The sequence below is a fragment of the Pseudomonas sp. C2B4 genome (assembly GCF_013359695.1).
GTDB lineage: Bacteria > Pseudomonadota > Gammaproteobacteria > Pseudomonadales > Pseudomonadaceae > Aquipseudomonas.
Map to the genome: position 1 here is coordinate 1 of NZ_JABFMU010000099.1, position 12,148 is coordinate 12,148.

At 62.7% G+C, this 12,148-nt stretch carries 9 protein-coding genes; 2 read left to right on the top strand and 7 right to left on the bottom strand.

The annotated features are described in order from the left end of the window. A partial coding sequence (locus HNQ83_RS30150; RefSeq protein WP_175392488.1) for a class I adenylate-forming enzyme family protein occupies window positions 1–428 on the top strand: 428 nt, incomplete at its 5' end. Between the two features lie 69 nt (window positions 429–497). On the opposite strand, the gene HNQ83_RS30155 is transcribed toward HNQ83_RS30150, so the two are convergent. The 7 genes from HNQ83_RS30155 to HNQ83_RS30190 form a co-directional block, all read right to left on the bottom strand. After that, window positions 498–1,850, bottom strand: coding sequence for a DUF1329 domain-containing protein (locus HNQ83_RS30155; RefSeq protein ID WP_175392489.1), 1,353 nt, complete (start codon window positions 1,848–1,850; stop codon window positions 498–500). A 240-nt stretch (window positions 1,851–2,090) separates the two neighbouring features. Continuing rightward, window positions 2,091–3,734, bottom strand: a complete 1,644-nt coding sequence (locus tag HNQ83_RS30165) for an acyl-CoA dehydrogenase family protein (protein WP_306159192.1) — start codon at window positions 3,732–3,734, stop codon at window positions 2,091–2,093. A 15-nt stretch (window positions 3,735–3,749) separates the two neighbouring features. After that, complete coding sequence (locus HNQ83_RS30170) at window positions 3,750–4,946, bottom strand: acyl-CoA dehydrogenase (protein ID WP_175392490.1); 1,197 nt, start codon at window positions 4,944–4,946, stop codon at window positions 3,750–3,752. A gap of 13 nt (window positions 4,947–4,959) precedes the next feature. Further along, window positions 4,960–6,147 carry a lipid-transfer protein gene (locus tag HNQ83_RS30175; protein WP_175392491.1) on the bottom strand — a complete coding sequence of 396 codons (1,188 nt, stop codon included), beginning with the start codon at window positions 6,145–6,147 and terminating at the stop codon, window positions 4,960–4,962. Between the two features lie 128 nt (window positions 6,148–6,275). Then, on the bottom strand, window positions 6,276–7,076 hold the full coding sequence (locus HNQ83_RS30180; protein ID WP_175392492.1) for an enoyl-CoA hydratase-related protein: 801 nt from the start codon (window positions 7,074–7,076) through the stop codon (window positions 6,276–6,278). Window positions 7,077–7,162: 86 nt separating this feature from the next. After that, window positions 7,163–8,308, bottom strand: coding sequence for an acyl-CoA dehydrogenase family protein (locus HNQ83_RS30185; protein WP_175392493.1), 1,146 nt, complete (start codon window positions 8,306–8,308; stop codon window positions 7,163–7,165). Between the two features lie 114 nt (window positions 8,309–8,422). Next, on the bottom strand, window positions 8,423–11,134 hold the full coding sequence (locus tag HNQ83_RS30190; RefSeq protein ID WP_175392494.1) for a LuxR C-terminal-related transcriptional regulator: 2,712 nt from the start codon (window positions 11,132–11,134) through the stop codon (window positions 8,423–8,425). Between the two features lie 162 nt (window positions 11,135–11,296). Here HNQ83_RS30190 and HNQ83_RS30195 point away from each other — a divergent pair, with 162 nt between their 5' ends. Further along, entirely contained in the window at window positions 11,297–12,070 is a 774-nt protein-coding gene (locus HNQ83_RS30195; protein ID WP_175392495.1) for an enoyl-CoA hydratase/isomerase family protein, read from the top strand. Window positions 12,071–12,148: the final 78 nt, after the last annotated feature.

Here is a 12,148-nt window from a genome sequence, read left to right on the forward strand (position 1 = left end):
CCCAGGGCACAGCGGCTGAATTCAGTGACGGTTTCTGGAAGTCCGGTGACCTGGGTTACGTGGATGAGGCCGGTTATGTGTTCATCGTCGACCGCAAGAAAGACGTGATCATCACCGGTGGCTTCAATGTCTATGCCGTGGAAGTCGAAGCCACGCTCAATACTCACCCCGCCGTTTCCATGTCGGCCGTGGTCGGCATCCCTCACGACAAGTGGGGCGAGGCGGTGCATGCCGAAGTCGTGCTCAAGGCGGGCATGACGGTAGACGATCAGGAGCTGATTGCTCTTGTCAAAGAACGCCTGGGCGGCTTCAAGGCTCCCAAGTCAGTTAAGATAGTGAAAGCCCTGCCGGTCAGTGCCGTGGGCAAAGTACTGCGGCGACAGGTGCGTGAGCGTTATTGGGTGGATCAGTCGCGTCGGGTCTCGTAACGTCAGCAACGAAAAAAGCGGAACCGACTCAGTCGGTTCCGCCTCACAGAGATGGCTTGCGCGGCGGTATCAGCGGACCCCTGCCCCCGCCAGGCTGTCGGAGCTCCAGCCGTTGTCCGGACTGAGTTTGTCCATGACCTGCACGCCGGCCTTGCCTGGCCAGACGTTGATGTAATAAGTGCCCGCAATCAGGTCGTAGTGGCCGGCGGTGCTGTTGACGGCAACGGCGTCATACATCTGATGGACGTAGCTGAAGCCCGGGCGCCACAGTTGACCGCGACCGTCATACTGGTCCACAGCGACGGCGGTCCAGCTGTCTTCGTCGATGTAGAAGGTGCGCTTGGAGTAAATATGGCGCATGCCGGGTTTGAGAGTCGCCTCTACCACCCACACGCGGTGCCGCTCCCAGCGCACCAGGTCCGGATTGATGAACTTCGAGCCGAACACCTGCTCGGGATTCTCGGCGTAGGCGAAGCGGTAGGCGTTGTACGGTACGTACATCTCCTTCTTGCCGACCAGCTTCCAATCGAAGCGATCCATCCGGCCGTTGAACAGGTTAATGTCGTCGATAGTGGACATGCCCGAGGTACTGGCGTTCGGTGTGTCGTAGGCCAAGTCGGGTGCCAGGCGCACACGGCGTTGTCCAGGCAGGTACTGATAGGCCTTGCGCCCCCGCTCGGTGGCGGTGTAGTCGAAGGTCATCACCGCTTCGCCAGCACGGCGAGCCGGGCCGCTGTAGTTGGCACGGGCACGGGTAAGCAGAATGTCGTCGCCATTTTTCGACGTATCGTAGTAAGGCATCTCGTAGGTCCAGCGACCCAACGTGGACGTGACCAGTTTGCCCGCCGCATCCACGTTGTAGGCGCCGTACTTGGGCGCGATCCAGGCCAGGCCCTGGTAGCGTGCCAAGTGGTTGAACATCACTTCGGTGCCGGTCTTGGGAATCGGGAACGGCACGCCGGCGTGGGCGCCTTGCAGCGTCTCGTTATTGTTGGTCAGCGTGGCGCTGGTGGCGTTTTTCAACGTGTTGTCGTTGACGAACTGCGGATAAGCTACGGTGCGATGCGTGGGATAAACGTCGACGCGGAAATCCGGCAGCTTCTTGATCAGTGCCTTGGTGCCTTCGGTGAGCTTGTCGCCGTAGGTGTCCACGTTGCTGGCGTTGATCGAGAATTGCGGTTTTTCATTGGCGAAGGGATCGGGGCGAACGCCCGTGGCTTTGTCAAAACCGGCAGGCGCGGTCTTCAGCCCGCCGGTATAGGCCGGAATGGAGCCATCGGCATTACCAGCCATCTCGGCCCCCACGGATGTCAACGTGGTGCCCAATTGCTTTGCTTCCTGTTCCGATACTGCTGCATGGAGCACGCCTGCGTGCGCGGCCAGCAGGCCGAGCGCAATCAGGGTTCTTGTCAGTTTAATCATGTCTCCAACCTCTAGGATGATGGTTTGAGCGCCTTCTCAAGCACGCCCTGCCCTTCAAGGAACTGCGAAAAATCGTCCCGTCCCGGCAGTGTTTTTTTAACCAACACCCCCCTGTCTCCGCCCCCCCCTTATTGGCGCACAATGGGAGGGGCAGGCCTGCCACCCGGCTGAAAACGCAAACGCCACGCGGCATCGGAATGCGCGTGGCGTTTTTCACAGCATGGTTGCTGGCGTTATGGCTCAGGCGAATACCCGAAGAATGGTCTCGGCGACACAAGCCGGTTTGGTAGCCCCCTCGATCTCCACCGTCATCTCGTAAGTCACCTGGGCACCGTTGCCGTCCAACGGCTCGAAGGACAGCACCTTGAAATGCCCACGCAAGCGACTGTCCACGGGCACCGGCTGCACGAAGCGCACCTTGTTCATGCCGTAGTTCACGCCCATCTTCACGTTGCGCAATTCGAACGCGTTGGTCATGAAGGTTGGCAACAGGCTCAGGGTCAGAAAACCATGAGCGATCGTTTTGCCAAAGGGTCCCTGGGCGGCGCGTTCGGGGTCGGTGTGGATCCACTGGTGATCGCCGGTGGCTTCGGCAAAGGTATTGATGCGTTGCTGGTCGATGGTCACCCAGTCGCTGGTGCCCACGACCTCGCCCACCAGGCCTTGAAGTTCTGCCAGGGTTTCGTAGCTTTTCATTGTTGTTGTGTTCTCGAGTGTTTGTTGGGTGGTCAAACAGGCGCGATGCTCTGCCTGGAAAGCGGCTTGTAGTGCGGCTGCGCAGGCGGCCTCATGACTGTCACTGCTGCCCAGCAACAGGTCAGCGACGATGGCCCGTTTGTAGTAGTGCCCGACCAGGTATTCCTCAGTCATGCCGATACCGCCATGCAACTGGATGCCCTGTCCGCAGACGGATTTCGCCGCGCGGCAGATGAGCATCTTGCAGCCCGACAACGTCTTGTCACGGGTGGCTTCGTCATCGTTGGCCATCGATGCCAGGGCAACGTGCAGGCTCGAACGCGCCAGCTCCAGCTCCGCGGCCATGTCGGCCATGCGGTGCTGCAAGGCCTGGAACGTACCGATGGGCACGCCGAATTGCTGGCGAACCTTGAGGTAGTCGGCCGTGACTTCGAGGGTTTTCTCCATGCCGCCGATCAGCTCCGCGCACAGGGCGACGATGCCGTTGGCCAGGCCCTGGCGTAATCCCGACAAGCCCTGCCCCGCTTCCCCCAGCAAGGCATCGAAACCCACTTCGACGCCGTCGAAATGCAATTCCTGCACCCAGGTACCGTCGTGCAAGGGCAGTGTCTGGCAGGTCAGGCCCGGGCGATCCGCGTCGATGAGCAGCAGGCTGATGCCGGGTGTCTGCGGGATCTGCGCGGAAACGATGAAGGCTTTTGCACCGACGGCGCCGAGTACCAGGCTCTTGCTCCCGGTCAGGCGAAAGCCGTCGCCCTGGCGTTCGGCCTGCAACGTGACCGGCAACGGCATGCCCCGTGAACCCGCCTCGCTATAGGCCAGGGCGATGCGGTACGTGCCATCGGCCAGTTGCGGCAGCAGCCGCGATTTTTGTTCCTCGGTGCCCGCCGCCAACAGGGTCTGGGCTGCCAGCACGCCGCAGGCCATGAAAGGCTCCAGCACCAGTGCGCGCCCCAGTTCCTGAGCAATGATCACGGTGTCCACCAGCGATCCGCCCAACCCGCCGTACGCTTCCGGCAAAGCCGCCATCAGCCAGCCGTTGGCGGCAAAGAGGCCCCAGTTGTCGGCACTACCGTTCTTGCCCGCGTTGAGCAGCGCCGTTCGCGCCTCGAAGCTGTAGGCCTTGTCTACATAACGTCGCAGGCTGTCCTGCAACAGTTGTTGTTCCGAAGTGAATTCGAAATCCATACCGGTTTCCTGATCTCAGAGTTGGAACAGCATCTTGGCGATAATGCCGCGCTGCACTTCGCTGGTGCCGCCATAAATGGTCGAGGCCCGGCGCAGGAACATGTCATGGCTGATCCCCCTGGCCAGCGCTTGCTGCGGGAACGGCTGCCCGGGATCGGCCTCATGGGGATGCGGATAGGCAATCGCGCCGTAGTCGCCCAGCGCCTCGATCTGCGTCTCGGTCATGCGTTGCTGCAACTCGGTGGCGCGAATCTTGAGTATCGAGCCCAGGGCATGCGACGCCGGATTGTGCTGCTGCTCAAGGCGCGCGACGCGCTGCACCAGCATTTCAATGGCTTGCAGTTCCGCCTCCAGCCGCGCCAGTTTCAACGCGAACGCCGGGCGTTCGAAAAGCTGCTGGTCCCCTACCTGCAACGTCGAGCCAATCCGTTTCAATTCACGCAGGTAGCGCTTGAGCTCGGGCAGGTCGGCGGCGGTCGCGTGTTCGTTATTGAGCAGGAATTTGGTGATGGTCCAGCCCTGCCCTTCGGCGCCGATCAGGTTGCCGACCGGCACGCGCACGTTGTCGAAGAAGGTTTCATTGAGGTGATGCGCATCGTCGATGCTGCGAATCGGCCGCACGGTGATGCCCGGCGTCTTCATGTCCACCAGCAGGAAGCTGATGCCGGCCTGCTTCTTCACGTCCGGGTTGGTGCGCACCAACAGGAAGATCCAGTCGGCGTGGTGGGCATAGCTGGTCCAGGTTTTCTGGCCGTTGATCACATAGCAGTCGCCATCCCGCTCGGCGCGGGTGCGCAGCGAGGCCAGGTCGGAGCCGGCGCCGGGCTCCGAAAAGCCCTGGCACCACAACCGCTCGCCGTTGAAAACCGCCGGCAAATGCTCGGCCTTCTGTTCCGGCGTGGCAAATGCATTGAGCACCGGCCCGAGCATCTTGTGCACGAAGCCATCCTGGGTCGGCGTGCCCGCCGCGCTGCATTCGTCATCGAATATCAGGACCTGCGGCACCGACCAACCAGTGCCGCCGTGCTCCTTCGGCCAATAAGGCGCGCCCCAGCCACGCTGATTGAGGAGCTTTTGCCAGCGCATGATCTGCTCGCGTGGCGAGCGGGCGCAGCGCTGTTGCCCCTTCAGGTCTGCCGGCACCTGGTCCCGCAGGAACTGGCGGACTTCCTCGCGGAAGGCCTCGAGGCTGGCATCAGGTCGAAAATCCATAGAGTGTCCCCTGTCAGTCTTTGCGGTACAGGGTGACGACGCAGGCGCCACCAATGCCGACGTTGTGTTGCAGGGCGATGCGCGCACCTTCTACCTGTCGCTGCTCGGCGCGACCACGCAACTGCTGGACCAGCTCGGTGCATTGCGCCAGGCCTGTCGCTCCGATGGGGTGACCCTTGGAAAGCAGGCCGCCGGACGGGTTGACCACGTAGCGACCGCCATAGGTGTTGTCGCCATCGTCGACGAATTTCTGCGCCCCGCCTTCCGGGCACAGGCCCAGGGATTCGTAGGTCAGCAGCTCGTTCTGGGCGAAGCAGTCATGCAGCTCCACCACGTGCACGTCCTCGGCACCGATACCGGCCATTTCATAGGCTTTCTGCGCCGCGGCCCGGGACATCGAGTAACCGGCCACGTCACGCATATCGCCCGACTTGAAGGTTTCCGCGCCATCGGTGGTCAGGGCCTGACCGGCGATCGACACGCTGCGGTCCAGGCCATGCTTCTTCGCATAGGCTTCGCTGCACAGCACCACCGCGGCGGCACCGCAGGTTGGCGGGCAGGCCATCAGGCGGGTCATGACGCCAGGCCACATCACTTGATCGGCCATCACCTCTTCAGTGGTGACCACTTTGCGGAACACCGCTTTCGGGTTGTTCACGGCGTGGCGGCTGGCCTTGGCGCGAATCTTGGCGAAGGTTTCCAGTGGCGTGCCGAAGCGATTCATGTGCTCGACCCCGGCGCTGCCGAAGATGCGCAGTGCCGCCGGAATCTGGGCCGCACCGGGGATCGCTTCGTCGCATTGATCGAGGAACAGCTCCAGCGGGCTCGGACGGTCCGGGAACGCACTGGGGATGGCCCCGGGCACCATCTGCTCGAAGCCGAACGCCAGGACGATGTCCACCATGCCGCTGGCGATGGCCTGGTTGGCCAGGAACAGCGCCGACGAGCCACTGGCGCAGTTGTTGTTGACGTTCAACACCGGGATGCCCGTCATGCCGACGTTGTAGAGCACGCGCTGGCCGCAGGTGGAATCGCCGAAGATATAACTGGCAAATGCCTGCTGGACCGACTCGTAGCCAACCCCGGCATCCGCCAGCGCCAGGCGCACGGCCTGCTCGCCCATGACCGCATAGGTCTCGCTCTGGCCAGGTTTCACGAAGGGGATCATACCTACACCCGCGACGACGACTTTGTGCATCATGTCTTACTCCTCAGCATTGGATGGCCTGCCGGATTCCCGTGATTGTCCGGCGGATCGTCCGGACGGCAGGCTTTGAGTCTCAAGGATAGGCAGGCTCGCAGGCTTGCCTCCCCTCCCCATTTGGAGGTTCATGGCTGTGGCAGCACAGCCCCCAGGTAGGGCAACCCTTCCTTGCCGAGAAAGCGGCGCACGGCTTCGGCATGGTATCGACTGGCCCCGCACAGGGATTGAGCGCAGGCTTCGAACTGGGTCATGGCAGCGCGGTCGGTCTCGAACGATCGGTTCAGCAGGGTCTTGGCCAATCCTAGCGCATCCGGCGGCGCATCATCGAACTGGCGGGCGAACTGCAGGGCGCTCTCCAGCAACTGCTCCTGGGGAATGACGGCCTGGGCGAGGCCGAGGGTCAGGGCCTGTTGCGCATCCACCGGCCGGGCGCAAAACACCAGCTCCTTGGCCTTCGCCAGCCCCACCAGACGCGGCAACACATAAAGCATCGACAGGTCCGGCACCAGGCCCAGGCTCAGGAACGTCGGCAACAGCCGGACCCGTGGCGTGACGAACATGAAGTCGGCGGCCAGGGCCAGGGAAAAACCGGCCCCCACGGCGGCGCCATCGACGGCCGCGATCACCGGTTTTTGCAGGTCCACCAGACTGGCGAACCACTCATGGAAACCCAGGACCAGTTTGCGCCCGGCAAACGTGGCGTCCTCGCCCGGCTCCAGGCTGCCCAGGTCGAAACCGGAACAGAATGCCCCGCCCGCACCGGTCAGAACGATGGAACGAACCTCGCGGTCGTCCCGTGCCTTGATCAGGGCGGCCGGCAAGGCTGCGTTGATGGCCGCCTCGAACGCATTCTTTTTCTGTGGCCGGTTCAGGGTGATCAGCGCGGTCTTGCCGATCCTTTCATAAAGCACTGCACTGTCAGTCACGTTCAATGGCTCCTGATATGGCATCGGCCGGGGCATGCCCGGCCGTGCTTGGGGTTCGGATTGTCCAGCGGGAAAACGCTGCACGGTCAAAGGTTGCGAGCGATGATCACCTTCTGGATGTGGCTGGTGCCTTCGTAGATCTTGGTCACCCGCACGTCGCGGCAATAGCGTTCCACCGGGAAGTCGCTCAAGTAGCCGTAGCCGCCATGGATCTGCAGCGCTTCGGAGCAGACCTTCTCGGCCATTTCGCTGGCGAACAGCTTGGCGATGGACGCTTCCTTGGTGCAGGGCACGCCGGCGTAATGCAGGCGCGCAGCGTGCAACATGTAATTTTGAGCGACTTCAAATTGCGTGGCCATGTCGGCCAGGTCGAAGGCCACGCCTTGCAGCTTGATGATCGGCGCACCGTAGGCTTCACGCTCGTGCGCGTATTTCACCGCGGCCTCCAGCGCGGCACGGGCGGCGCCCACGGCCACCGCGGCAATGCCGATGCGACCTTCGGACAAGGTCGCCATCAAGCGCTTGTAGGCGGTGCCTTCCTCGGCCAGCAGGTTGTGCGCCGGTACGCGGCAGTTATCCAGTTGAATCGCCGCCACATGGGCAGAGCGCTGCCCCATCTTGCTTTCAACGCGCGTCACGATGTAGCCAGGCTCACGCGGGTCGATGATGAACATGCTCGGGCCTTTGCGGCCTTCCGGCGTTTCGGTGGTGGCCGCAATGGCAAACGCGATGCCCGCTTCACTGCCGTTGGAGATGAATTGCTTGCTGCCGTTGAGTACGTAATCGTTGCCGTCGCGGCGCGCCGTGGTACGGAATGCGGCGGTATCGGAACCGGCCTGGGGTTCGGTCAGCAGGCCGGCGGCAATCAGCTCTCCGCTGATCATGCCGGCCAGGTACTGGTGCTTCTGCGCCTCGGTTCCGAAGCGATGGAGCATGTCGGCCATGCCGTTATGCACGTGCAGAATGGTGGCGAAGCCGGCATCCGCGGCCGCGAACTCCTCGATGCACAGGCAGTACTCCGCAAAGGTCATGCCCGCACCGCCGGCTTCCTCCGGCACCTGCATGCCCAGGAAGCCGAGGTCGGCCACTGCCTTGAGTTCCGCATGCGGCCAGGCGCCCGTGCGGTCGCGTTCGGCCGCCGTAGCGCCGACGACTTCTTGCGCCACCTTGCGGGCAGCGTCGCGAATCATGATTTCCTGCTCGCTCAGGAATGCTGCAGATGTATCGCTCATGGTCTTCCTCTTGAACCGGGTCGGGTAGTCGATGCTGACCTGAGCATGCCGGTTGGCTGTCGGCGTGCGCGCCTCCCGTCTCGGGAGGGTGCGCACGCCGCGTCCGACATCCGGCTACTTGAGCATTCCCTGCTGGCGAGCCAGGGAAATCGCCGCATAGCGGCTCGACACCCCCAACTTGGCGAGGATGTTCTTCACGTTCCACTTCACGGTGCCGAAGGTGATGTTCAGCGTCAGGGCAATGCGCTTGTTCGACATGGCCTGAGCGACCAATCCGAGGATCTCCAGCTCACGGGGCGTCAGGCTGACCCGTGGCCCCTCGGCCAGACTGCGGGGCGCGCTGACCACCGGCAGGGATTCAGCGGCCGGCGTTGCACGGCCGAGCAGCGCTTCAAGGTACTCGACAGCGGCGCCTTCCCGAACGATCTCCTCTTGCCGTTCCCTCAGTAGCGCAAGCACGGCCGGGCCTTCATCGAGCAGGGTACGAACCAGGCCCATTCTGGCGCCCTCTTCCACCGCTTGCTGCAGGTTCGCCAAGGCTTCGTCGGTTTGATCGAGCATGTCGTGTGCCAGCGCATTGAGCAGGCGCAACCGAACCAGTGTCCGTCCACGGGCCGACTGTTCGAGGTAGGCGACGACGCTCCGCAACTGTTCCAGGGCGCGGTCCGGGTCGCGGGCTGCCAGTGCCATTCGCGCCCGGGACATCGCCGCCTGGCAGTTGATCTCTTCACGGGATTCGGCGTGCGGACGCTGATCGGCCTCCAGGGTGGTCAGTCGCGTCATCAACTCGGCGGCGCGACGGTTTTCACCCTGCTGAATCAGTACGCGCACTTGCTCGGCCAGCATCATGGCCAGCAACCGGTCCAGGCCCAGGATGTGAAAATGCGCGCTCTGGGCCTCGAGGAAATTCAAGGCCGTCTGGGCTGACTCGCGCTGCAAGGTGATGCGTGCGCGACAAAGGGAAGCCCGCCCCATCACTTCCGGCATGGACGAACGCAAGATTCCGCTTCGATTGGCCAGCACACGCAAGGCGTCATCGAGCAAATCCAGTTCGTAGTAAGCGTCGCAGAGTGTGGCGGCGCACAGATTGGCTGAAACCGAGTCACGCCCATACGCTTGCTCGGCACGGGCGGTCACGCTTGCCCCGATGCTTTGTGCCTGCCGGGCATTGCCTTCCCTGAGACTGGTCAACGCCCTGGTGCTTTCGAAGACCATGGCCATGTCATTGTCGCGGTGCTGAAGGTCGATCGGAAACTGTTCATGCAGTCTGCGCGCGTCATCCGGACGTCCCACCGACAGATAGGCGGTGGCCAGGCCCGACAGGCTGATGTAGCGCAGCGAGCGGTTCTCAAGGGGCGTTTGCAGGGTAGGCTCCAACAGACCGATCACCCGCCGCGGCTGATCCAGTGTCAGGGCAATGGCCGCATCGGCCAGCACCAGTTTCGAGGAAATCGCCGGGTTGCGTGACGCCTCGCTGCGGCGAATCTGCTCGAGCCAGCGCTGGGCCTTTTCCGGCCGGGCGGTAAAGGCGTAGGTCAGGCAACCCATGATGAACAGCTGCGGATGGGCGAACAGGATGTCCTGGGGCAAGCGTTCGAGCAGGTGCAGCATCGGGCTGATGTAGGCCATGCTCCAGGTGCTGGACGCCGCGTGTTCCATGGCTTTGACCGCATAATCGCGGTCACCGCCCAGATTGGCATGGCGCACCGCCTCCACCAGGTAATCGTGCTCGGCGAACCACTGGCTGGCGTGTCGATGGAGCGCCTGGACCACCGCCTCGCCACGGGTCGCCAGGCGCTGGGTGAGAAACTCGCCGAACAGTGGGTGGAAGCGGTACCAGGGCGTGCTGTCGTCCGATTCGATGCGATGGATCAGCAGATTCTCGTCCTCGGCCCGCTTGATCATGTCCTGCACATGGGGGCTGCCGGTGACGAACTCGCCGACCTCGGCATTGAAGCGCCGCAGGATCGAGACTTTCTCCATGAACTCCAGCAACTCGGACGGCAGGCAGGCCACCACGTCTTCGGTCAGGTAAGCCTGCAGATCCGCCGAGTTGCGCAGGATCGAGCGCAGTTGCGTGCGCCGGGTCGGACGGACGCGCAACATGGTAGCGATAGGCTGCAGGCTGGCCGGCCAGCCGTTGGTCAAGTCATGGATCAGTCGCTCTTCGTCTGCCGTGAGCGTCAGGGGGGTGAGGTTATGTTTGAAAAACGCCTGGGTTTCGTCAACGTCGAAAGGCAATTCGGCAGTTTCGATCTCGGTGACGTGCCCCTGCATGCGCAAGCGCCCCAGACTGATGGGTGGCGTGGTACGTGAGGCCATGGCGATGTGCAGATTGGCCGGGCAATGGTCCAGCAATTTCTGCATCAAGCGGTGGGCGGTCGGCGACTCGACATGCTGGAAATCGTCGAGCAACAGGTGCAGTTCCCGGTCGATGGCCTGTGCGGCGTGGGTGATCAGGGCGATCAAGGCATTGATCGATTGTTCGCTGCCATCGCTGTTCAGCCAATCCTGTTCAATGGCGATACCCAGACGCTGCAAGGCCGTCAGCAGGTAGGACAGGAAGCTGGCGAACTGCCGGTCGTCCTGGCTGAACGAGACCCAGGCCACGTCCAGCCCCGCTTTCATCAATTCCAGGCGCCACTGGGCGAGCAAAATCGTTTTGCCGAACCCCGCCCCGCCGGTAATCAGGGTTGCACTGCAATGCTGGGATTCGCGCAAGCGTCCAAGCAGGTGGGCACGCGGGATATGCCGGGCATTCAGGCGCGGCGGCGAGAACTTGGTGGCGACCAGCAGATCACCGGCGTTGATGACATTTGTATGCATTATTGAATCTCCGCCCTGGGCTTATTGCCTTGATGTGACGCCCATCCTGCAACAGACGAAGGGGTGCTCGCCCCGTCCGCAAGGGGGGGGGATAGGGTCTGAAGACTTGCGTACTTTTCAATCCGGACAGAAACGTCAATTGCATGAGATCGAGGATTGGAGATGAGCGAGTCCGTTTCTTTTGAAATCAAGGGCCAGGTGGGCTGGATCACCCTGACCCGTCCGAAAGCCATGAACGCCCTGAACCGTGAAATGCTGGAGGCCATGACCGCCCGCCTGAACGCCTGGGAACACGACGACCAGGTTCGTGTGGTGGCCCTGACCGCTACCGGCCCGGCGTTCTGCGCCGGTGCGGACCTCAAGGCCGGCGGCACCCCGCAGCCCGGTGAGAAAGACCTGCTGGACACCATCGTCAGTTTCTTCGATGCGCTGCGTGTGTTTCCCAAGCCGGTGATCGCCGCAGTCAACGGCCTGGCCCTGGCCGGCGGCCTGGAAACCGTGCTGTGCTGTGATCTGGTGATCGCCGCCCAAAGCGCGCGCTTCGGCGATGCCCACTCCAACTTTGGCGTGTTCCCCGGCGGCGGTGGCGCGGCTGTATTGCCGCGCAAGATTCCGCAGAACATCGCCAAGTACATGCTGTTCACCGGTGACGCCCTGCCCGCCCAGGACATGAAGAACTATGGCCTGGTCAGTGAAGTGGTGGCCGATGGCGAATTGGTCGAGCGCGTCCAGGCCCTGGGCGACAAGCTCGCCGGAAAAAGCCCTCTGGTGCTGCGCAAGATGAAGAAAGTGGCCGATGAAGCCGCCGACAAGTCCCGCGCCGATGCCCTGCGCCAGGAACTGCTGGAATTGCGCAACCACCAGCGTTCCTACGACATGGCCGAGGGCGTGCGCGCCTTCGCCGAAAAACGCAAACCGGATTTCAAGGGGTACTGATTCGCGTCAGTTGAGCCTGATCCCTGTGGGAGCGAGCCTGCTCGCGAAAGCGGTGGGTCAGTCACATTGATGTTGAAT